General features: G+C 42.7%; 22 protein-coding genes and 1 pseudogene. 20 read left to right on the top strand and 3 right to left on the bottom strand.

Features of this window, described 5'->3' with window-relative positions; translation table 11 throughout:
* Positions 1 to 941, bottom strand: a 941-nt coding sequence (locus BM210_RS29675) for a choice-of-anchor A family protein (protein ID WP_091176146.1), incomplete at its 3' end; no start/stop codon positions are given.
* Positions 942 to 1,095: 154 nt separating this feature from the next.
* Here BM210_RS29675 and BM210_RS29670 point away from each other — a divergent pair.
* From BM210_RS29670 to BM210_RS29610, 13 genes are all read left to right on the top strand, one after another.
* Positions 1,096 to 2,379: a glycosyltransferase gene (locus tag BM210_RS29670; protein ID WP_091176145.1), complete on the top strand. Its 1,284-nt coding sequence runs from the start codon at positions 1,096 to 1,098 to the stop codon at positions 2,377 to 2,379.
* Between the two features lie 69 nt (positions 2,380 to 2,448).
* Entirely contained in the window at positions 2,449 to 3,051 is a 603-nt protein-coding gene (locus BM210_RS29665) for a class I SAM-dependent methyltransferase (RefSeq protein WP_091176143.1), read from the top strand.
* Between the two features lie 152 nt (positions 3,052 to 3,203).
* Positions 3,204 to 4,322, top strand: a complete 1,119-nt coding sequence (locus tag BM210_RS29660; protein WP_371263566.1) for a glycosyltransferase — start codon at positions 3,204 to 3,206, stop codon at positions 4,320 to 4,322.
* 236 nt (positions 4,323 to 4,558) lie between these two features.
* Entirely contained in the window at positions 4,559 to 4,867 is a 309-nt protein-coding gene (locus BM210_RS29655) for an alpha-helical endospore appendage domain-containing protein (protein WP_091176140.1), read from the top strand.
* Positions 4,868 to 5,135: 268 nt separating this feature from the next.
* Positions 5,136 to 5,456 (top strand): alpha-helical endospore appendage domain-containing protein, encoded by a 321-nt coding sequence (locus tag BM210_RS29650; protein ID WP_091176138.1) that lies wholly within the window; start codon positions 5,136 to 5,138, stop codon positions 5,454 to 5,456.
* 44 nt (positions 5,457 to 5,500) lie between these two features.
* Entirely contained in the window at positions 5,501 to 5,908 is a 408-nt protein-coding gene (locus BM210_RS29645) for an alpha-helical endospore appendage domain-containing protein (RefSeq protein WP_091176137.1), read from the top strand.
* 55 nt (positions 5,909 to 5,963) lie between these two features.
* Entirely contained in the window at positions 5,964 to 6,530 is a 567-nt protein-coding gene (locus tag BM210_RS29640) for a hypothetical protein (RefSeq protein ID WP_143101122.1), read from the top strand.
* Between the two features lie 35 nt (positions 6,531 to 6,565).
* Positions 6,566 to 7,483, top strand: a complete 918-nt coding sequence (locus BM210_RS29635; protein ID WP_091176134.1) for an MBL fold metallo-hydrolase — start codon at positions 6,566 to 6,568, stop codon at positions 7,481 to 7,483.
* Between the two features lie 175 nt (positions 7,484 to 7,658).
* Positions 7,659 to 7,958 carry an alpha-helical endospore appendage domain-containing protein gene (locus BM210_RS29630; RefSeq protein WP_091176133.1) on the top strand — a complete coding sequence of 100 codons (300 nt, stop codon included), beginning with the start codon at positions 7,659 to 7,661 and terminating at the stop codon, positions 7,956 to 7,958.
* A 375-nt stretch (positions 7,959 to 8,333) separates the two neighbouring features.
* Positions 8,334 to 9,275, top strand: coding sequence for a phosphotransferase enzyme family protein (locus BM210_RS29625; RefSeq protein WP_091176132.1), 942 nt, complete (start codon positions 8,334 to 8,336; stop codon positions 9,273 to 9,275).
* 98 nt (positions 9,276 to 9,373) lie between these two features.
* Entirely contained in the window at positions 9,374 to 9,787 is a 414-nt protein-coding gene (locus tag BM210_RS29620) for a hypothetical protein (RefSeq protein WP_091176130.1), read from the top strand.
* A gap of 444 nt (positions 9,788 to 10,231) precedes the next feature.
* Positions 10,232 to 11,230, top strand: a complete 999-nt coding sequence (locus tag BM210_RS29615) for a phosphotransferase enzyme family protein (protein ID WP_091176128.1) — start codon at positions 10,232 to 10,234, stop codon at positions 11,228 to 11,230.
* Between the two features lie 183 nt (positions 11,231 to 11,413).
* The gene (locus BM210_RS29610; protein ID WP_091176126.1) at positions 11,414 to 11,776 is read left to right on the top strand and encodes a VOC family protein; all 363 of its coding nucleotides are present in this window, start codon (positions 11,414 to 11,416) and stop codon (positions 11,774 to 11,776) included.
* Positions 11,777 to 11,917: 141 nt separating this feature from the next.
* Here BM210_RS29610 and BM210_RS29605 read toward each other — a convergent pair.
* Positions 11,918 to 12,031 (bottom strand): annotated as a pseudogene (locus BM210_RS29605) (IS3 family transposase); the annotation flags it as partial.
* Between the two features lie 202 nt (positions 12,032 to 12,233).
* On the opposite strand from BM210_RS29605, the gene BM210_RS29600 reads away from it, so the two are divergent.
* From BM210_RS29600 to BM210_RS29570, 7 genes are all read left to right on the top strand, one after another.
* Positions 12,234 to 14,558 (top strand): helix-turn-helix domain-containing protein, encoded by a 2,325-nt coding sequence (locus BM210_RS29600; protein ID WP_218184990.1) that lies wholly within the window; start codon positions 12,234 to 12,236, stop codon positions 14,556 to 14,558.
* A 174-nt stretch (positions 14,559 to 14,732) separates the two neighbouring features.
* Positions 14,733 to 16,304, top strand: a complete 1,572-nt coding sequence (locus BM210_RS29595; RefSeq protein ID WP_091176123.1) for an extracellular solute-binding protein — start codon at positions 14,733 to 14,735, stop codon at positions 16,302 to 16,304.
* A 137-nt stretch (positions 16,305 to 16,441) separates the two neighbouring features.
* Complete coding sequence (locus tag BM210_RS29590) at positions 16,442 to 17,290, top strand: sugar phosphate isomerase/epimerase family protein (RefSeq protein WP_091176121.1); 849 nt, start codon at positions 16,442 to 16,444, stop codon at positions 17,288 to 17,290.
* 31 nt (positions 17,291 to 17,321) lie between these two features.
* Positions 17,322 to 18,626, top strand: coding sequence for an ABC transporter substrate-binding protein (locus tag BM210_RS29585; RefSeq protein WP_091176120.1), 1,305 nt, complete (start codon positions 17,322 to 17,324; stop codon positions 18,624 to 18,626).
* Between the two features lie 26 nt (positions 18,627 to 18,652).
* Positions 18,653 to 19,585, top strand: coding sequence for a carbohydrate ABC transporter permease (locus BM210_RS29580; protein ID WP_091176118.1), 933 nt, complete (start codon positions 18,653 to 18,655; stop codon positions 19,583 to 19,585).
* 14 nt (positions 19,586 to 19,599) lie between these two features.
* Positions 19,600 to 20,424: a carbohydrate ABC transporter permease gene (locus BM210_RS29575; RefSeq protein WP_091176116.1), complete on the top strand. Its 825-nt coding sequence runs from the start codon at positions 19,600 to 19,602 to the stop codon at positions 20,422 to 20,424.
* 36 nt (positions 20,425 to 20,460) lie between these two features.
* Positions 20,461 to 21,354 (top strand): phytanoyl-CoA dioxygenase family protein, encoded by an 894-nt coding sequence (locus BM210_RS29570; RefSeq protein ID WP_091176115.1) that lies wholly within the window; start codon positions 20,461 to 20,463, stop codon positions 21,352 to 21,354.
* Between the two features lie 148 nt (positions 21,355 to 21,502).
* On the opposite strand, the gene BM210_RS29565 is transcribed toward BM210_RS29570, so the two are convergent.
* The coding region (locus BM210_RS29565; protein ID WP_091176113.1) for a DDE-type integrase/transposase/recombinase at positions 21,503 to 22,094 on the bottom strand (592 nt) is incomplete at its 5' end.

Here is a 22,094-nt window from a genome sequence, read left to right as displayed (position 1 = left end):
GTACTTGTCGAAGTGCTGGTAGTACTCGTGGATGTACTCGTCGTACTTGTTGAGGTACTGGTAGTTGTCGTTGTCGTACTCGTTGTACTCGTTGTAGAAGAGCTTGTTGCCGAGCATACATCTGGAAGACAGCCTAAAAATGGGAAATTATGTGCCTCTAACGTACCCATCGTATTGATCAAATTGTTCGCTATAAAGGTACCCTCGACATTGCCGAAACCAACTGCCCACCACTGAGCCAAAGGAGCTAATATAGAGCCCTTTATGGATATATTCATATTAAAAAGATTCAATGCTTGAGGAAAGTTCCAAACAATAAACTGGCCGTCCGCCCCGGTAGCAGACATACCATTGCGAAATATTTGATAGCTGCCAAATCCAGTGTTGTTTCCAGTAATATTAATCAGAATGGTTGAGCCAAGGGGTGCTACAATATTAATCCCATTCAGTGTTTCCAGCGTAAAGCCGGTTCCGGCAATGTTCTCCGCGTCAAAATTAAAAATATTCAAAACTGGATCAAATCCTGTTAGAACAAGCTGTCCGAAATTAACTGATACCGTTCCCGTCGGGGTTAATGCAGCCCAGGCAAGAGAAGCACAGGTCAAGTAAATTTGATCTCCTGCAAAGTTAATTGGTGACCCGACAAGCGGCTGTCCCGGAACCCCATTATTGTTGGTCATTGTGTATTGGATAACTGTCCCTGTAGGGCTGATTACACTATTCCCGCTAAAGTTAGTGCCTCCAATGATGTTCATGTTTCCGCCGACGATAAGATCCGCACGAGTAAGTGAAACAGGCAATGTATTCCCTATGCCATAATTATTGTAGGATGCATTCCCACCTACCGCAACACGACCTTCTGAATCCACATTGCTCTGCGTTTGATTGCCAAATAAAAATATATTAAAATCATTTGCTTCGCCAAAATTGAAGCAAGCCATAACATCTCCCCCTGCATCGTTCAACTATCCATTAACATATGGCTGCATAACCAAGGAAGTGATATACGTTGGCCTCTTTTATAACCCATTTTTCATGATTGCTTTCTTTGATGCATAAGCTGATAAGTAAGAAGTGAACAGGGAGGGGTTTCTGATGAAAGTTTCTATTCTGACTATGTTCAATGGAATTTCACCTACGTATTCTTTAGTTAATGTTGTCGAAGAACAGCTGACAATGCTATTGAAAGCTGGTCATCTAGTACAATTGCTGGTAAGTGAGGATTGCCCCGATGATGACCGTTATGGTGTTTTTTTGGATTCGCGAATTGACTGGGTAAAGATTACCAATCGATTACATGGACAAATCATCCATTGGAAGGACTACTCCCAGCCGCTAGGCACTACCCACGAAACCTTTTATGAAGAAGCTGACGCTATTGCTCAAGATTACATTCGTGCATTAGCCGATACACAAATATGCTTCATGCATGATATCCACTATCAGGGCTGGCATCTTGTGCATAATGTCGCCATTCGTCAAGCGCAGGAGCAATTGCCACATATCAAGTTTCTCGCATTCACCCATTCCGTTCCAGTCAATCGTCCCTTGCAAACAAATTGGCCCTTTTCAGCCCGATATTCGCCAATGCCGCGGACCTTATATATTTATCCAACTCAATCGGGTTTACCCGCGCTGGCTCGGCAATATGCGGTTTCGGAGGGAAGATGTAGAGCAGTTAATAACAGCCTGAATGGCTTGATGTATGTGAGCGAAGAGGTAAAAGCATTGGCATCCTGCACGGATCTAATATTCTCTGATTTTGTCATTGTGTATCCTGGACGTCTGACTCCTGGCAAGAAATTCGAAAAGGTAGCCATGCTTGCGGGAGCCATAAAAAAACAAAGTGAGAAAAGCGTCCAGCTGCTGTTTTGTGATTTTCCCAGTATGGATATTCCATCCGATTCCTATAAACAGCTTATTGTCCGTGAGGGCGTTCGCTTGGGACTTGCTTCCAGCGATATTGTCTTCACCTCTGACCACGGCTACCCGCAAGGCTTTCCAAGACAAGGTGTACTTGAGCTTTTTCAATTATCCAATTTGTTTATTTGCCCCTCCTTTTCAGAGTCTTTTGGGCTAACCGTATTAGAGGCTGCCAGTCGTGGCAACTTTATCGTCTTAAACGAAGCTGTACCTGCCTTAGAGGAGCTGGGCAAGCAGTTACATAGCTATTTTATGCGTTGGGACGCCCGCAATTTCGGTTTTAACTCACAAGAAAATTATCATCCATCGGAAGAAAAATATTTGGAGGATCACGCCAATAAAATCATTACGATCATGCGGGCTTCCCCCTCCCTCTACGCCAAAACCACAGCCAGACAACGCTACAGCCCCCAATGGATTTGGAAGCATCAACTGGAACCTTTATTGGAAGAGTAAAATAGGTTCACTTTTTAAAACCTCAAAGAATAAAGTAATGCTAGTTTGAGGTTGAAGGAGGAGTTGTGCTTGAAGGAAATTTTTAGCTCCATATTTCACAATAACTTATGGGGTGGAACAGAATCGGTATCCGGACCTGGATCTTCGATTCACGAATCCGCACGTTTAATACACTATCTTCCGCTACTAATTGAATTATTTGAAATTCGCACTATGCTAGACGCGCCCTGCGGAGATTTTCATTGGATGCAGCATGTCCCACTATCGCTCGATAGCTATTACGGGGTTGATATTGTGTCTGAGATCATTGAACAGAATATACAAAAATATAAAAAGGAACCCATTCAATTTTTTGAAAAAAACATTGTGCAGGACGATCTACCAACCTCAGATTTAATCTTATGCCGCGATGCGCTTGTTCATTTTGACAACGAGCACATATTCGAGACACTTAAGAACTTTGCCCGAAGCAAATCTACTTACTTATTGACTACCCACTTCCCCCATATAAAAGAAAATACTAACATAACCGTAGGGAATTGGCGCCCGCTTCATTATGGTCTGCCGCCCTTTTCCTTTGGTCCACCGCTATTGATGATTAAAGAATCGACCCAAATCAAAACTATGGCTTTGTGGCGAATAGCCGATCTTCCGCTTACGAATCCTTCCTGATACAACGACAAATAACTCCTTGATATTATAGATTTCAAGGAGTATTTTTGCACTTTGCTGATACTTGGGGAGAGCAGCATCATTGAGGTAAACAGCGAGATAGAGGGGATGAAATCTCATAATTTCAGTAACATTACAAGGAGATGGTCTTATTGCCCATACTTTCACTATGCATGATCGTAAAAAATGAGGAGGCGAACGTGGAGCGCTGCCTGGCAAGCGTGAAATCGATTGCCGATGAAATGATTGTTGTGGATACAGGCTCCACAGATCGAACGGTTCATTTGTGTGAAGCGGCAGGAGCCCAAGTACATAGTTTTGAATGGAATCGCAGTTTTGCTGATGCGCGAAATTATAGTCTTGATCAAGCGACTGGCGATTGGATCTTATGGATGGATGCAGATGAAGTGCTGGAGGTTTCAGAGCCTGTCGAATGGAAAGCACAATTAGCAGCAGAAACGGATCACTTATTAAACATCCATCTGGTCAATTATATCGGAGAATTTCCTGATCCGAACGAGACCTTCCATATTGCCCACGCTCGATTGTTTCGTAACCGAATCGGTTTTCGCTTTCTTTACCCTATTCATGAAACGTTAAATGTCGAAGAGCTATTTACCGATGAACATGCGCTCAAACGAATCAAGCAGCTTCATGGTTGGACAATTAATCACTACGGTTATCTCCATTCGTACGTCACAGCAAAGCAAAAAAATGAACGCAACCTGCTCATGCTGCAGAAGGAACTGACTGCCGAGAACAGTAATCCATGGACTGAATACCATCTGGCAAGTGAATACTACAGAATTGAAAAATATGAGCAAGCGTATCATTTTGTTAATTTGTCGATTGCCCGTTTCTTGAAAAAAGGCAAATTGCCGCCTTCGCTGTTGTACAAGTTGAAATATTCTTGTCTTATTGCTGTCGGCAGCTATGAAGGAATCCCTAATGCTATTGATAAAGCAATTATGATGTATCCGGATTATGTAGATTTATATTTTTTTAAAGGAGTAGCCTTGCATTTGAGTAAATTGCACACGTTGGCACTAGCCTTATTCGATCAATGCATCCAAATGGGCGAAGACAACATTAATCATCTGACCTTGAAAGGATCAGGCAGCTTTCACGCTTGGTATTATAAGGGGATTTGTCTGGAAAAGCTGGGGAACATGGAATTAGCCGCTCACGCTTATGAAGAAGCTTTGAACCTCTATCCGAATTACGTACATGCCAAAGAGGCTTTGGTTCGTGTAACGCAATTGGAGACGTAAATCGCTTGCTTCATCAATCCATTCAATCATTTACATACAGTCAAGCTTTACCTTTAATAAGTAATAAATAAGCTTATTCCACATATCTTTACTTGTGCCATTATCTCCACAGCTTGGTTCCATCGACTACTTATGGCCTGTAAGGAGGTGACCACAGCCTACCCTGATAAAGTAAAAGTTCATCGCTTATGCAGTCTTAGCGCAGTGTATATTCAAAAAAAGAAGAGGTGATCATCATGTCGCAACCATCGATTCCCAATATTACACCGACTATTTCCATTACCATCGGAAGTTCTGTTGCCTTATTGCTTGCTTCTATCGCTCTTGAAGAACTTGCTCTAGCACATATCCTAAATGCCGAGGCAGAAAAAATTCAATTCGTTCTGGGAACGTTGAGTGGCGTTACTCATCCAACACCGACGATCTCAAACGTTCTCGAGATTAACTCCAGTGTAAGATCTACAATGCAGGATGTCATAAAAACCGAAATACTGCTGCAATTTAAGCTAGAAAATATACTTAATCATATCGCTATTACAGCTTGATCTTCATATCCTTCTCATTATGGGTTAATTCAATATGATGGTTAGGAGCTTCTACTCTCTTTGTTCGCGCGGCAAACTGTAAGGGTTTGCCGCACCTTCCACTATCCACATAATCTTATCTGTACAAACATATGTTTAGAAAAGCAGTTGGATTCAGTCCTTAGGACAGCCTCGGCAAATCCTTCGGGTGTGTCATTTACTAATTAAAAGCACATGCCCGAGGATACATTTTCATGCGTTCTGTTAGCAAAGAAAGAGGTGAAAGCTGATGTCCATGCCTAACATTCCAGATATAAAACCTGAGATTACACTTAAACGAGAAGAAGCCATCAACTTATTGCTTACCTCCATTGCACTTGAGGAGATTGGATTGTCTCATATCATTAATGCCGAAGGTGAGAAAATTCAATATTTTATCAAAGAACACTCTGTAGGATTAGAGGATGTATTAAGAATTAACCGCAGCGTAGAGATCATGTTGCGTAATGTCATTAAGAATCAAATGCTGCTGCAATTTAAGCTGGAGGATATCATTAGATTGGAAGAAATGATGAACCATGAGTGTGAAGAATGCAATTTTGAAGAATAGATCTACTCCATTATTCACGAATCTGATGCTACGGAGGTAGACCGATGCAAGATACGAATCACTTTAAAAATTCCAATTCTTTGGATGAAGCACTGTGTCAATTAGTAAAATCCATTGCTATAGAGGAAGAAGCGCTGGCGAGCCTTATGCAGGCAGAAGCAGATAAGACACTTGCTTTTGTTGGTAAAGAGCGAAATCTCCCCACGCAACCCTCTACCTCCGAATTTATACAATTCAATCAAACGGTTACCAAAATGCTTGACTCTATATTAATGGCCGAATGGATGTTGATGAAAAAAATGGACTCGGTTATGGAGTTCCAGCATCTCCTTCATTCGTCTGGATCGAACACAGCCTTTAAAGAAAAAGATGGCATCTATGGAGATCGTGATTCTTCATTTGATAATGAGGATATCCATTTACATAATGAACTTGAGGAGATAGATTACTGACTTGCATTAACTTTTAAAAACATTTGAGGTGACGGCTATGCAGTACAAGGAAGTCATGAAAAGCAGACAAAGCTTTCTCAGGCTTACCGAAGCCATTTTACAATTAATTCAAACTTCCAATGCAATTAATTTGGAGCAAGTGCCTCAACGAGAAACCAGCCTCCTGGCTTACCACAGAACCAAACAATCCGAATTGCTCAACCAACTGTTTGAAGTTATACAATTACGAATAATCGCTCTTTCCTCTAGCCAGCAGTTATCTCCTTCAGACGATTCGGACAACAAACAAAGCGAGATTATGGAAGTCTCCGTTACAGACCTACTAACACAATTTTTTAGTTTAAAGGATACGGACTACTCCCCAAACGAAGAGTACTTGTTATCTATTGAGCGATTAAGAAAAAAGCTGTTTCCTAATTCATTGACACAGGATACGGAGCTATCTGCGAATAAACCCGTAGTTCAAATTAAGACGGAAATCAAAGAAATAAGAAGGAGCGTCGTCAGCCCCATATTACACTGGACCAAAAACGCTCCTAATAAAACAGCCAGACTCAAAAATAAAGAAGAAGATTTTTATCAAATTAGAATTGGTTCCAAAATATACCATGGTTTTCTCTAATTTAGTGTAAACACAATTGCGAAGGAGATATTCATATGGCGAATGACACACTATTACATATTTCAGGCAATAGTTATGCGTGGTCTGGAAAATATACGGTAGGTGTTTATCTACATGAGGAAACTGGATCAGCCTATTTGCTTGATAGCGGTCCTAACCAAATAATAGCAGAAATGATAGATCGCGAGATCACAAAAAGAGGATATGAAATCGTCGCTATTGTCCATTCACACGGTCATCTCATGAATACAGGAGGCAGCCATTACTTTAGAAAACATTATCCCATGCTCCGATGCTATGCTACGTCATTGTCAGCTCCCTTTATCAACAATCCTTCATTACTTGCACCTATAGGCACCATTTCTCATGTTCAAAACTCGAATACGGGGTTGTCCATGTTAGAGGATTCCTCTATCATTACCGATACGATTCCGTTGCAGGATGCCGTACTCGAGATCAATGGACTTGCATTTACTATCTACACGCTGCCAGGTCATTTTAGTGGGATGGTCGGTATCCAGACACCAGATCAGGTGCTTTATTGTGCAGATGCGCTATTCGGTTCATCAACTTTATCACGACAAAAGCTACTGTTCTTTACTGAACCCCACAAAGCTAAAATATCTTTACAAAAATTGAAAACGATCCACGCCAAGCAATATGTCATTTTCCATGGCGGGGTTTATAATAGCATATCCGAATTAATTGATGAAAATATAAACCGCATCGACGATGCTTATGATGATGTGCTAGCTTTGATAGAACAACAGTGGCAAACCTCAGAAAGTATCACCCAGCGCATGATGAGTATTCATGATTTTGAAAATAATGAGAAACAATACGATTTGGCATACACCATCACACAAGCGTATTTAAAACAATTAATATATGAGGGGAAAATTTCTCGAATTATCAAAAACGGCATTCTTTTTTATAAAAATAATGACGTTTAGAAGTTAACCTCGTCGGCATCGGCCATAGAAATAATAACCTTCCCAATTCACCATTCGACATTTGATAATCCACTGTTTTCAAGAATCACCGTCATATATGCTCCTATCCAGAAGAACCTCTGTTTGTTTTCATGCATACCATATACAGATTACGAAACAGAGAGGATGAAACCATTTGTCACAAGCCAGTATCCCCAATATTACACCGACTATTACGCTTACAAGAGAAGATGCGTTGAATCTTTTATTGGCATCCATTGCCATAGAGGAATTAGGCTTGGGACACATCATTAATGCCGAGGCGGAAAAAATTCAATATGCAGTGGGTACGCTGCCAGGGCTCACTATACCAGCAACCATCAGTGACTTACTCGCTATTGATGCAAGTGTAAAACATACTTTGCAGGAAGTTATCAAGAAAGAAATGCTACTACAATCTAAACTTGAGACCGTTTTATCTGTTTATCCTTTTTAGGTCTACAGGTAGAAGAGAGTAACCGAAGCTCGTTCAAGACATTTTAGTGTGTAGGTCGCCCAGCTGAGGCTTCAATTCTGCAATCAGCTCTTTGCAATTGTGCGAGAGCTGAGACGGATGCCAGCACTGGAAGAACGAGGACTACATAGGACTCACATTACCATCATCCGATGGGTTCACCAATTTGGGCCGGAATTAGACAAGCTATGGGAATTACTTATGATTATCCGGACATTACTTCCAATGATAGATGCCATTTAATGAAGAAGGAGCAGTTGCTCAATTGTGAGTGAAAATTAATTTACATATTATTGGAATTTTGTGTAGAATATTGTACAAGCCTTGTTCGCATAAGAAGTCCTTGGAGGAGTGTACATGGTAAATGAAACGATAAAAAATGAAGTGTTCGCTCAACTCGGTATACCCCCTACAGATACTAAGCTCCTTGGAGGGTACAACGGTAACGTATTTGAAGTTGGAAGGAATGTTAAGTTTGTAGTAAAGATACTGGAGAGATCTGTTAATCCCGTAAATAGCCAAATATCAGAGCTAGAATGGTTAGCATATTTACATTCACATGGAGTTAGTGTTGTTAGACCGCTGCGTGTAAAAGGAAACGAATACATTCAACAAATAAATAATGAAACTTATTTTGTTGCTTATGAGAAGATAAATGGATCACCTGTTAAACCAAACGACATGAAGATTTGGGGGACAGCTTTCTTTGAAAGATGGGGTGAGATGGTGGGTAAGATGCACTCCGTTTCAAAAAGCTATTCACCCAACAATGAACATCTCCAGTGGTTTCAAAACACCGTACTTTTAAACATAGAATCAATTCCTCTAAATCCTCAACTTATTCAAATGTGGAACACTTACAAAAAAGAATTTTATAAACTCCCAATATCAATTGAAAATTTCGGACTCATTCATGGCGATCTTCATTATGGTAATTTACTAATTACAGGAAATGAAATAACTGTCATTGATTTCGGTGATTGTGAGCAGCATTGGTTCGCTTATGATGTAGCCATTGTTATTTATCACATAGCCCTTACTGTATCGAAGCAAGAGAGGGAGAAGTTTGTTAAAAGCTTTTTTAGTTCTTTTGTGAACGGATATGTTCGTGAGAATTCAGACACGTCGTTCTTCTCTAATATCGATTTTTTCATAAATTACAGGCAACTTTACTCTTTTACTTATCATTCATTATATGCAGATAAAAACTTAATAACAGAGCAGCAATTGTTGCATCTTAAAGATATGGAAGCATCTATTGTAAATGAAAGGCCATTCTTAGATTTCTCAGTATTATGAGAGTCCTCAACTAGCGCAGAATGAGAGCTGAAAGCACAATAAAAGGAGGGTTGCCACTGAAACAATAGGCAGCCCCATTAAGCTAAGGGGATTATTTCATGAGAAAACTACGATTAGTTACGTTTTTTAGCCTGTTCTTGCTGAGTGCATGTTCACCTCAACAAAAGTATACTTCCGTAAGTGAAGCCATTAAGTCCGTCGAACACAACATGACTCAAATTGAATCATCTGTCGAAGCTCATATTGATGGCATTCAACCTATTAGCTATAAACTGGATAACAAAGAATACATAAGAGTCTACGAATTTGGTTCGAAAGAAAAACGAGACCTTGGAAATAAACATTTCGAAGAGAAAATACAGCTTCTTAGTTCCCACGCACCAATCGTTTATCAGTCAGGCTATTATTTAGTTCTTTATTATAGCAATGCCAACTCAACAACCCGAACCCCAAAACTTACCGAAACGAATTACGGAGAAAAAATACAAAAAGCACTAATTAGCATTGAATAGTAGGGAAATTTAGGAATGATAATGTAATGAAGTTTAAAGGAGCTGCCGCCGTGGCGAATTGCTCCTTTTGTTGAACTTACGGGCAGGATAACGTGGTGTCTGTCTTGAATAAAGGGAGTAAAAATCAAATGAATGAATCAGGAGTTGAAAGGAAAGTTAAATGAAAAAAATATTATTGAAGCATTTGACTATATAAGATGAACCAAAGAAACATACAGCCCAAGCGGAGAAAGCGGACCCTTCTGGAGAAACGAAGTGTTCGCCTTTGCAGACGGATTCTTACCCCTATAGGGCTAAGAATACAAAGAATCTGGCTGCAACAGCGATTGAAGAAGGGTCTGCTTTCGCAGCGCCTCTTTGCTGTCATGATGTTTAGTTCATCTTAAATAGTCATTGACTTAAATCAAGAATGAAATCAGTGCAGAAAGGATAGGTTTGCTACTTATGACTCAAGATATGAAAGAGCGTTGGGCAACTGAAATCTCTGTTCATCTTAAGGATCGTTTTGGACTATCTGCGAGAGAAATACTGCCAATCGATAAAGGCTGGCTCAACGTCAAGTGGAAGATGGTAACGGACCAAGGACCCATATTTGTAAAGTATTATCACCCTGAGCGTTACAAGTTGAATACGCGGCCTGAGAGAAGAAGAGCGATCGAGAAGACGCTTCAACTGCAACATGGGCTAAGCGTAGCCGGAATAGCGTGTCCAATGGTTTATCTTTATAAAGGGCAGTTCATACAGGAAACACCTTCGGGTTTGTTTTATACAGTATTGGATTGGATGGACGGAAATACAGTTCAAGCTGGGTGCTTGAATACTGCTCAAATGTTCGAATTAGGCGTGATGACGGGGCGAATGCATAAGTGGCTACGATTCGTACCGCCGTTAGACAAGCCTGCCTGGAAGCCGGACAGGGACATCTATTTGAAAGAATGGCAGGCCAACTGGGAAAAGGCGAAAGAGGCTGGGGATAAGACTGTTATGGAGTGGCTTAGGCGGTCACAGGCTATTGTACAATCAATGGATTTTCATATATTTGAATCATGTCCGACCGGATGGTTGCATTGGGATTTATGGGTAGATAACATTTTGCTGCATGGGCAGGGATTAGCCGGTATTGTTGATTTTGACCGAATGACGATGGCGTATCAAGAAATCGATGTGGCTCGAGCAGTCTTGTCAGGGTCTTTAAGGGACGGACAGCTGCGGATGGATACTACTCGAGCATTTATGGATGGATACCGTGGATATTCAGAAATGTCACCAGGCATGCTCACCCGGGCTATGCGCCTGCTTTACTTGATCGAATCCATCTGGTGGCTTCGTACGGAGGTTCGTACTGAAAGCGAGTTGAGTGAATTACTTAGACGGTTTGTGGAAGAAATGCATTGGATCGAAAATAATTGGGCAATACTTTCGGACCTATTGGAAACTGTGTAAATCATTATCCAAATACCTTTAGTGAGGGCTGGTGAAACCAGTTTAAAGGAGCTGTCGCCGTGGCGAGTTGCTCTTTTTGTTGTAGTAACGGGCAGAATAATAAAATAGGAAAATATTTACATGGGAACAAATGTACTGTAAAATAAGTAGGGATCGCACTTACTATATAAAGGTGGTTTCTCAATGAGTGAACAAGTTGTAGAACAGTTTGTTGATCGTATTGATGCAGTCTTTCTACCTGTGAAGAATCTTCAGGATTCGTTAGTGTGGTACCAAAACATGTTTGGATTCGGTTTGCGTTGGAGCAATGAAAGAATGGCTGGATTAGCAATAGCCCCTAACTGCGGATTTCATTTAGTGCAAATCTCAGATTTTGAACCCATAAGTACATACACCCCATTCAATTTTGTTGTCAAGGATGTAGAAGAAGTGAGAGCTAGACTCGAGAGAAACGGAGTAACAGTTTCAGAGATAAGGAACGGTGAACCTAAACGTTTTGATCTTACTGATAATAATGGAAATATGATCAGTGTCATTCAATTATAAAGTGAATTAGGTTAATGCGGTAGGAATACTTCAAATCCATCTATTTGGAGGACTATAAAGGTATACGAATGATAATTTTTGGAAAATAGCAAATACAGTCAGGGTTAGAATGAAGTGACCGCAAAAAGCTAGATATTTATGTTATGCAGCTTGTAAGGCATGAGTTCGGTACTGTACCGGGCTCATGCTTTTTAGCCTTTTCTTGATGCGTTTGTAATTGTAGTAGTTCATATAATGATCTAGTTCTACTTTGAACAGCTATGTATTTCTCTACTGAACTAAATCTGCCCATAAAAAAACTGCACCTCCAATAATTAGATTGTATCTAACAATAGGGGTCTTCTTCGCTGAGCGGTTCATCGTCTTGTTCCTGAAAAATTCCAAACTTCGGGAGATTTTATGCTAGAATACGATTAGAACTAATCAAACGCTGCCCATGAGAAAGGACCTGTCAGGCATGAAGTCTTTAAGAATCCCGCGCACCTCGCTTTCCATAAGAAAAAATACATTCATGAAGCTGCTGGTGTCTTTTATTATCCTAAATATCCTGAATATCTATTTGGTATTCGGGCTGTTTTATTATAAATCTCAGAATATTCTGGAACGGGAAATTAAAGACTTGTCCCATAACATGCTGTTTCAGACGCAGAATATTTCCAATTACTTATACACCTCTACAGTTAAAATTGGCTATGACCTTTACTATAACGACATCATTTTTTCGGCGATGTTCTCGCATGACGAGACGGATACATTCATGCAAAGTAACATAGGCACCCGATTGAACATGACACTGCAGCTTAATCCAATCGTTCAATCGATTTATTTGTACAACATGCAGCAAAATGTCGTCATCTCGACCAAGTATGCAAATATGCGGATCAGAGATTTTACGGATACCGAAATGACCGGAATTTTAAGCGGCTACCGGTACACCTCTCCGAAAATTCAATATATTTTGCGCAAAGGGCCACCTGAGAACGATTCGGATGGACCACTGCTATCGCTGATTATAACGGAACCTTCGCCCAGCTCCAGGGAGATTCAAGGGGCTATGGTTATCAATATTAACAGCCACAAATTTCAGACACTTATCGATCAGATGGTGAATGATCCTCTGAATCAAATGTTCATCGTTCAGAATGACGGGGAATTTGTAACGAAGCCTTCCTCAAGCTTGTTTACCGGAGGAGATGGTAAGTTTGCCTTCTTTGACCGGATTCAGCAAAGTGCAGAATCAAACGGTTCATTTATCGAGAATGTCAACGGCAATAAGTACGTCGTGTCTTTTCAGAAAACAATCATGGAAAGCACTGGATTTCATTATGTAAGCATCTATCCGTACACCGAGATGTTCAAAAGCCTCATCAATATTAAAAATATCACGTTAATTAGCACTTCCGTGCTGCTTGTCGCGAGTCTGATCATCTCTTTCATTCTATCTCGGGTTATTTATTCACCGATCAGGTCGCTTCTTCAGCTGGTCAAGCGGCAGACGAACGGACTAGTGGGTATTGAGATGGATGGGGACATCGAGATCGTTAAAAGGGCCTTTTCCAAGGTGATTGTAGAGAATGAATCGTTGGAAAATTTCTCACACCGCACACAGGTACTGCTAAAAGAGCAGTTTCTGAAGAGCCTGATACTGGGTTATCATGATAGTCGAGGCCGGTTTGACGAGCAGATTAAGGAACATCACATTCAGCTGGAAACCGACAAGCAAGCTACGGTCATCGTGTTCCGCATCGATCATTACAACCGATTCGAGGAACTTTTTGACAGTAAGAGCAGATATTTAGTCCGGTTTGCCATGTGCAATATTGCGGAAGAAACGATAGAGCGGACCTATCGCACCTTGCCTGTCAATATCGCGGCGGATCATGTGGCAGTTATTATCAATAATTGGGAGGACGATCTGCAGAACTTGAACCGGGTACTATCTGAGGTACATTCAAATCTTATGGAGTATTTGAATGTAAGCGTAACGATTGGCATTGGAGAATCGGTTGAAACGTTGTACGAAGCCGAATACTCCTACGAGGGAGCTCTGGAGGCAACACATCATCGCATATTTAGTGGAGCCGGTTCCATTTTGGACTACGTTAGTTTGCGGCATCTGGAGAAATCCGGGTATCCGTACGATAAAGAAAAGGGCATCATCAACGAGATAAATTTGAGAAAACTAGATAAGGTAAAGCCTGCTGTCGAAAGCTTGCTCTACGGGGTGGAAAGCTATCCTTACCGGGATATGATTGCAATAATAAGCGAAGTGACGATCAATGTGATTAAAAGTCTGCCGCCTGCGCCCAGAGGCAATCCGCTGCCGACACTGTCCTACCAGGAAATGTACGATCAGCTAATGAAGCTCGAGTCCGTAGAGGAAATCGCATCATGGATCGATGGATTCATTCAGGACGCGATAAACATACAGGAAAACGGCAAAAAGACGAAATCCAACGAGATGGTAATAAGTGCACTGGCATTTATCGACGAGAACTATCTGCGGGTAGAGTTTTCGGCCGCCGACGTGGCGGAATACTTAAAGTATTCGGTAAGCTACATGAATGTCTTATTTAAAGAGCAGACGACTGTATCCGTTCATGACTATATCAACCGTAAACGGCTGCAGAAAGCTAAGGAGCTGATCGAGCAATCGGATATGCTGATTAATGCAATTGCGCACGCTGCTGGATTTAACTCAAGCAACTATTTTTACTATGTGTTCAAGAAGGAATACGGATTAACGCCCAATGCTTACCGAAGACTGAATAACACCAAATGAATCAGGCCGCGATGCTTGGTTCTTTTTTTAATAATTCGGCCTATCAGTTGCTGCAAAAACATCGGATTTGCGCATTTCTGAGTAATAATCATATTTTGAAGTATATTTTTCGGTTGTAAAAGGCTACGATACACCCAAGAAACCACCCCCAAAATTCCTACAGGAGGGAACTTCGTGAACACAAAGACGCTGGTTACATGGCTGTCCTTACTAACAACGGTACTGATGTTCGCTAGCTGCAGTAATACCTTATCCTTGTACAACAATGGCAATGCGCCCTTATTAAGTGAAGCCGTGGCGGATGGGAAGCGGAATAACGATGTCATTTTAAAACTTGTATTACCTGGTGAGACACCGCCTCATTATAGTGAAGTGATGGAGGTATTGAATGAGAAACTCTCTGCATCCATTCATGCAACATTGGATATTCAGTACATTCCTTGGAGCAGCTACAACAACCAGCTGCTTGTAAAAATGGCTGCCGGCGAGGACTACGATTTCTTCTATAATGGATACTGGCAGAACTATTCGCAGATTTTGAACCGGATGGGAGCCAAGAATGTTACAGATTTAATTGAAAGTTACGCACCCGATTTATATAAGGGGCTTACCCCTGAATATATCAACTCCAATAAATATAACGGGAAGTTGTACGGGATACCGATACCGGGACCGATCGAATATCCGCAGGGATTTAATTTTCGGGCGGATATTGCTGAAAAATACGGCTATAATTCGAGCAACCTGGGTTCGCTTCAGCAGGTAGAGGAATTTTTGAAGAAGGTGTTGGCCGCAGAGAAGGCAAACGGCAGAGTAGGCATCAGGTACAACGGCGAATACACGGGAGATTATAAAGCTATGGCTTTTCTCGGCACACAGCGTGAATTTGTTCCCAGCTATGATTTCAACTCTCCGGGTTTTCTGCTGAATAACGAGCCGGTTGTCATCAATCAATTCGAGACCCAGCAGTACAAAGATTTTCTGAAATTGAAGAGAAGGTGGTGGGATGAAGGGCTGATCGACAAAGATTCGTTGTTCAGTAAAACTTCTCTGGCGTCGGAACTGATCTCCGACACGAAGAGTCTCGGTTACATCAGTAATGCTCCGGAAGGCTATATGGGCGAGAACAGCGCGGGGCGGGCGAAATTTGATCCCGGAGCGAGATTAGACTATGTGTCCTTCGAAGGAGAAGGTTTTAAAATGGTCAGCTCGTTTAAAGCCGGTAATTTTATCGTCATTACCGCCTCTTCCCGCAACGCAGAGCGAGTGCTTATGTTTTTGAATTTGCTGTATAAGGATAAGGATGTTAGAGACCTGTACTTGTATGGGATCAAAGGGAAAGACTTCATCCCAGTGGGCGATAAGGAGTTCAAATACCCAGACGGCGTCGATCCTTCCAAAGTGTTTCAAAATTTATGGTGGATGGTAACACCTTGGTCCAATGCCCGAATTCCGGCGTCTGCCACGGCTTCGGATAAAAAGTTTATCCAGATGAGTACGGATCCGAACAATTTTACCAGATCGGTCATATCGGGGTTTGATTTTAATCCTGACCCGGTCAAAACGGAAATATCCAGGGTGAATACGATTGTTGTGGAATACCGCAAAACGCTGGAAAGCGGCTCCGGAAGCGATGTGCAGCAGAATGCCAAGTATAAAGAATTCATAGATAAGCTGAAAAAAGCCGGTGTAGACAAGATCATTGACGAGAAACAAAGGCAAATCAATGAGTTTTTGAAAAAGTAAGAAAAAAAAGTTGATTTTAACAAGGAGGTGATGCTTGATTAGAATTTTAGCACTCATTAACATAGTTTGCTGCTAAAAATTTATGACTGAAAACGAATCTTGACTTGGATTTGATCGAATGGAAAGGGGAAGCACGAATGAAGTTGTCTGTATTCACAGCATCTACGCCGGACTTAACAATGGGTGAGACGATTTCAGTAGTAAAAGAAGCAGGCATAGACGGGATCGAATGGAGATTTGCCGACGTTCCCCAGGATGCGCTAGACGAGGAGACTTCCTTCTGGAGAAATAATCTGTGCTCTATTCCGATTGCTTCCGAGAAGGCAAAATGGTTCGAATACAGGTTGGCCGCAGAAGAAGCGAATATAACCTCTGTTGGCGTACTGCCGAATATGGCTGCGGGAGACCTTGTGACAACGGAGCGTCTCCTAAGGGCGGCAAGTTTCATGGATGCTTCATTTATTCGGCTGGGCGTTCCGTTATACAACGGGGACGAACCTTATTCAAAATTGTATGCCGAAGCGCGGGAATATTTGAGGAAATCCGAACTCTTGTGCCGTAATTACGGGGTTAAAGGAATTGTCGAGATTCATCACAACACGATCATCAGCAGCGCTTCCGCCGCCCGCAGGCTATGCGAAGGCTTCGATCCAGCATTCATCGGCATCCTGTACGACCCGGGGAACATGATCTATGAAGGGTACGAGAACTTCAGAATGGGCCTCGACATTATGGGAGCTTATCTGGCCCACGTCCATGTAAAAAATGTGAGCTGGAGCCGGGTGGTTGATACGGATGGGAACGATATCTGGAAGGCCGATTGGGCTGGCTTGCGTAAAGGCTGCGTCCCGTGGCCTCAGCTCGTCGACGATTTAAAGGCAATTGGATACGAGGGGTATTTGGGTCTGGAGGATTACAGTGGAGAATTCGCAACGAAAGAAATGCTTTATGAGTTTGCCCAATATTTTAGAACATTGTTAAGTTGAAAAATCCAAAACGTTTCGGGAGGACTGTTTTATGAAGAAAACAAAACAATGGGTCGTGGGTTCCCTTTCTGCTTTGCTGCTGCTATCGGGCTGCGCCACCGGCGACACCAAACCTGCAGTATCTAGCACGAACGGCAGTACAACTGCTCCAAGCCCAGCTAAGGAAGCGCCCAAAAGCGATGTGACACTGACCATTTCCAGGTGGGCGGGCCCGCATGCCGACGATCAGGCTGAGCTGCTGAAGGAATTTGAGAAAGAAACGGGCATCAAGGTGAAGATGGATGCGATTGATTTTGGCCAATTGAAGCCTAAGCAGACTTTGAATATGTCGGGTAAAACCGGGCAGTACGATTTAATCTGGGCACAGGAATCGTGGATCGGGGAATACGTCAAATCCGGTTTTCTGGCCCCGCTGGATGATTATGTGAAGGGAGTAGGAAGCAAATACGATGCGGCTGATATGAACCCGAGCGCAATTAAAGCGTTTACCGTCGACAACAAGCTGTACGGGCTGCCGAATTTTGAGCAGATGCCGCTGCTCGTATATAACAAAGAGATGCTTCAGGCCGAAGGGCTGCAGCCACCGCAAACTTGGGACGATACGCTGAAAGTGGCAAAGCACTTTTTTGACAAAGGGACGGGGATCGGCATTCCCGGAAAGCAAGGCAGCGCCAGCGTCAGTATCTTTACAATTTTGAAGCGTACCAACGGTTCGGATTATTTCAACGCTTCCGGTAAGCTGGAATTGGCGACACCTGCGAATATTGAAACGATGCAATTCTGGAAAGCACTTTCTTCATATTCAATGAAGGGCAGCACGACTTGGTGGTGGGATGAAGTTGCGAAAGCTTTGCAATTCGGGCAAATTCCGCTTGGCATTACGCAATCGGGACTGTTCTCACAGTTGGAGGACCCGAGCAAGTCGAAGGTCAACGGCAAATTGGGATACGCACCGTTACCGTATAAGAAAAGCCCGGCTGGTTTAATTAACGTGTGGAGTTGGTGTCTGCCGCAGGACAGCAAGCACCCTAAAGAAGCCTTCCAACTGGCGGCATGGTTGACCAGCAAGGAAACGGAGAAAAAGATGAGCCTCAAAAACGCTAGCCATATCAGCCTGCGCCAATCTCTCTTTAACGATCAGGAGCTTGTGTCGAAAGCGCCGTGGCTGCCTGCTGTCGGAGCTGCTTTAAAAGACGGAATTACATCGCCGCTTCAACTAAACGCGCCTAAACTCGTCGAAGCGCTTGGTAATGGAATGTCGAGCATTATTACATCGGGCTCTGATCCTAAAGAAATATTGGAGAAAGTACAACAAGACATTGCTTCGCAATTCTAAAAATCACATACGGGGGAGTAAAAAAAGTGGATAAACCCCAAGGCGGAACAGCAGTCATTAACCATCAGCAAAGTCGCATGATGAAGAACAATCAAGCCAGCTTTCTGGCCGGATTTCTAGTCCTGCCTGCAGCAGTCATCGTATTTGTGGCCATGATTGTCCCTCTTGTATATGCGTTGATTATGAGCTTCTTTCAATACGGTTTAGGACAGGAATCCAAAGCAGTATTCGTCTTTTTTGACAACTACATCCGGTTTTTTAAGGACCAGACTGCATTGCACTCCCTGTGGAACACGTTTCTGTTTATGGGGATGGCATTATGCCTGGAACTGCTGCTCGGAATCGGTATAGCCATACTGCTGACGACGATCCCAGCCAAACTGGCTAACTTCATGAGAGCATTATTTACGATGCCGCTGCTCATTTCCCATGTCATAGTTGGCTTAATCTGGCGGTATATGTATGACCCGACGTACGGTCTCGTTTATTATGTATTGTCCTGGTTCGGTCTAGAATCATTCGGTGGATTGCAGAAAACAAGCACAGCGTTATTCAGCATTGTGGTCGCCGATGCTTGGCATGCCACTCCTTTCTTGATCCTTGTCGTCTCTGCCGGATTAACGTCCATACCTCATGATTTGTATGAAGCGGCCAAAATAGACGGAGCGGGAGCTTTCCAAACGTTAACGAAAATTACACTGCCGATGTTATCGAAGGTGATTATTGTTATTACTTTGATCCGGGGAACAGACGCATTCCGCGTTTTCGATATCATTTTTGCACTGACCGGAGGCGGACCTGCGAACTCGACATCTTCGCTTAGCATTTATGCCTACAAGCAAGCATTTGAAAACAACGAGATGGGTTATGCGATGGCCGTGTCAGTCATTACACTAGTCGGCCTGCTGCTGATTTTTGGCTCATTGATGAAAAACTCTGCTTCCGGCAAAGCAGGGTAAAGGAGAGAACATGTATGCTTAACCGCTTGCTAGGTCACGGGTTAAAAACAGCTGTGCTCGGTCTGTTTACCCTATGGACTATCGTCCCTATCGCGCTTGTCATTACCAACTCGTTTAAACGTGAAATGGACATTTTTACAAAGGTGCCGAAACTTTTCTTCGCTCCAACTATGGACAATTACGTCAATGCGTTCTTAAAAGGTAATTTCTCTTCTTATTTTAGCAATAGTGCGTTTGTCGCTATTGTGTCAACGTTTGTCGCCATTATTTTCGGAACATTGGCGGCTTATGGTTTGGTTGGTTTTACTTCAAGATGGTCCGGTACGATTGCAAACGGCTTTTTATTAGGAAAGCTGGTACCGGCCATATCGATGCTGCTGCCATTGTTTACATTGGTCAGAGTATCAGGATTACTGGGCACGCTGATAGGGCCGATTATCGCCCATGCTGCGTTGAACCTGCCCTTTATTATTTGGTTGATGATGGGATTTATCCGCGATGTTCCTAATGAACTAAGTGACGCAGCCAAGATCGACGGCTGTACGCCGATGCAGACATTTTGGAAAATCATCGTTCCTATCATTTTGCCTGGCATGGCGGCTGCCTTCATTCTGGCTATGCAATATTCCTGGAACGAGCTGTTGTTCTCGATGCAGTTGACTAGCATGGACACGTATACACTGCCTGTAGGCATCTCGACCTTCGTTGGTGCCATTTCTGTGGACTGGGGAAAAAGCAGCGCTGCCGCAACGATTACGATGGTGCCCATGATTATTATCGGATTTTTCGTACAGAAATATATCGCAACGGGGACAACCAGTGGTGCGGTAAAAGGTTAATACCATTCATATTCGGATACAGGGAGGAAATAAGAGATGACAGTCATTACAGAAGACATGAAGTTGTTTTTCCAAGAAAACGGTTATATCGTAATCAAAAATGCAGTACCTAAAGAAAACTGCGAGCGTGCTGTAAGCGCAATATGGGAGTTCATGGGCAAGGATCCTGAAAACCGGGAAAGCTGGTACACCCCGCCGGCAGGAATGGACGAATTATGGCATGACCAGCAAAGAGGTATGATCCCTTTTATCCATCATCCGTCGCTATGGGATAATCGTCAGTCTCCGCGGTTGTATCAGGCTTTCGCCGAGCTGCTGGAAGAAGAGAAGTTGTGGGTGACGGTGGACCGGGTGAACATGAAGCCGCCGAAGAGAGACGACAAACCGGAGCTTAATACCAGCTTCATCCATTGGGATACGGATACGACAAATTTGACGTTCCCTCTGCCACGGCCGCGTCCTTTGCAAGGTGTTCTGTTCTTGGAGGATACGAATATTCATCAGGGCGGATTCCGCTGCGTACCTAGTATCTATAAAGACTTCGAGCAGTGGATCAGGGAGCAGCCGGCGGACAGAAATCCGATCAATCCGGACTATACAGGGCACGAAGTGAAAGTGATTCCCGGCGAAGCAGGTGATTTGCTCCTGTGGGACGTTCTGGTTGCCCATGGCAATGGTGAAAATTTGTTCGACCGTCCACGGCTGGCTCAATACATCACAATGTTCCCTGCCAAGAAAGAATGGTTTGAAGAACGGAGCAGACTTGCATTTGAAAGCTTGAAGAACAAAACTTCGATGCATCAACAATCCAATAAGTTTAACCCATTTCCGAAAGATCCACGGGACTGGGAGCTTGTTCATACACCTAATGATCCCGAGTTGACCGCTCTTGGCAGAAAACTGCTTGGTCTCGAAGCCTGGAACTGGTAAGCGGCAATGTGTATGATTGGTGCAAACGACTCTGTACCTCTAGCGTACATTCTCCAAATCCCTTCAGTTACCGGCATTGTTTCAGCTATTTAGAGTGGCCGCTTTCAAGCATACTGACTCTAAAAGAATGAATAGAAGCGGGAGTACTTCATTTGGAAGTCATTGAGAGCATTACTGTACACGAGGACATGAAGGCATGAGTTCGGTATTGTACCGGGCACATGTCTTTCAGCCTTTTCTTGATGCGTTTGTGAGTGTTGTAGTTCATATAATGATCTAGCTCCACTTTGAACTGTTCTATACTTTCAAAGTCCTGTACATATAACAATTCAGATTTTAAGGTGCCAAAGAAACTTTCAATAACTCCATTATCATTACAATTACCTTTGTAAGACATGATTTGGGTAATTCCACGTTCTTTCATCGCTTTGTTATACTTACTCATCTGATAACGCCAACCCTGATCTGAATGTATGAGAAGTGAATCATCGTCATGTAGACACTCAAACGCTTGATCCAGCATTGTAGCTACAAGTGAATAGACTGTACGTGATTCAAGTGTGTACGTAATGATTTCCCCGTTATACAGATTCAATATAGATAATAGATACAGTTTCTCACCAGAATCTGAGCCAACTGGAGTAATGAACCTTCCTGTAGGGCTTAAGAAATGACCTTTGCCAAAAAAGAAGCACCTCGGTATGATGGGGTTGTCCACGGGTTCGAAACCCAATACCATC

Source organism: Paenibacillus sp. 1_12, assembly GCF_900114475.1.
Lineage (GTDB): Bacteria > Bacillota > Bacilli > Paenibacillales > NBRC-103111 > Paenibacillus_S.
This window is presented reverse-complemented; position numbering and strand designations above follow the sequence as displayed.

What these genes read in the sequence shown, in the direction of transcription:
- BM210_RS29600 (WP_218184990.1), top strand. Translation starts at nt 12,234, where the DNA reads ATGAAGTCTTTAAGAATCCCGCGCACCTCGCTTTCCATAAGAAAAAAT.
- BM210_RS29640 (WP_143101122.1), top strand. Translation starts at nt 5,964, where the DNA reads ATGAAAAGCAGACAAAGCTTTCTCAGGCTTACCGAAGCCATTTTACAA.
- BM210_RS29620 (WP_091176130.1), top strand. Translation starts at nt 9,374, where the DNA reads ATGAGAAAACTACGATTAGTTACGTTTTTTAGCCTGTTCTTGCTGAGT.
- BM210_RS29575 (WP_091176116.1), top strand. Translation starts at nt 19,600, where the DNA reads ATGCTTAACCGCTTGCTAGGTCACGGGTTAAAAACAGCTGTGCTCGGT.
- BM210_RS29650 (WP_091176138.1), top strand. Translation starts at nt 5,136, where the DNA reads ATGTCCATGCCTAACATTCCAGATATAAAACCTGAGATTACACTTAAA.
- BM210_RS29615 (WP_091176128.1), top strand. Translation starts at nt 10,232, where the DNA reads ATGACTCAAGATATGAAAGAGCGTTGGGCAACTGAAATCTCTGTTCAT.
- BM210_RS29635 (WP_091176134.1), top strand. Translation starts at nt 6,566, where the DNA reads ATGGCGAATGACACACTATTACATATTTCAGGCAATAGTTATGCGTGG.
- BM210_RS29625 (WP_091176132.1), top strand. Translation starts at nt 8,334, where the DNA reads ATGGTAAATGAAACGATAAAAAATGAAGTGTTCGCTCAACTCGGTATA.
- BM210_RS29670 (WP_091176145.1), top strand. Translation starts at nt 1,096, where the DNA reads ATGAAAGTTTCTATTCTGACTATGTTCAATGGAATTTCACCTACGTAT.
- BM210_RS29610 (WP_091176126.1), top strand. Translation starts at nt 11,414, where the DNA reads ATGAGTGAACAAGTTGTAGAACAGTTTGTTGATCGTATTGATGCAGTC.
- BM210_RS29585 (WP_091176120.1), top strand. Translation starts at nt 17,322, where the DNA reads ATGAAGAAAACAAAACAATGGGTCGTGGGTTCCCTTTCTGCTTTGCTG.
- BM210_RS29655 (WP_091176140.1), top strand. Translation starts at nt 4,559, where the DNA reads ATGTCGCAACCATCGATTCCCAATATTACACCGACTATTTCCATTACC.
- BM210_RS29590 (WP_091176121.1), top strand. Translation starts at nt 16,442, where the DNA reads ATGAAGTTGTCTGTATTCACAGCATCTACGCCGGACTTAACAATGGGT.
- BM210_RS29570 (WP_091176115.1), top strand. Translation starts at nt 20,461, where the DNA reads ATGACAGTCATTACAGAAGACATGAAGTTGTTTTTCCAAGAAAACGGT.
- BM210_RS29645 (WP_091176137.1), top strand. Translation starts at nt 5,501, where the DNA reads ATGCAAGATACGAATCACTTTAAAAATTCCAATTCTTTGGATGAAGCA.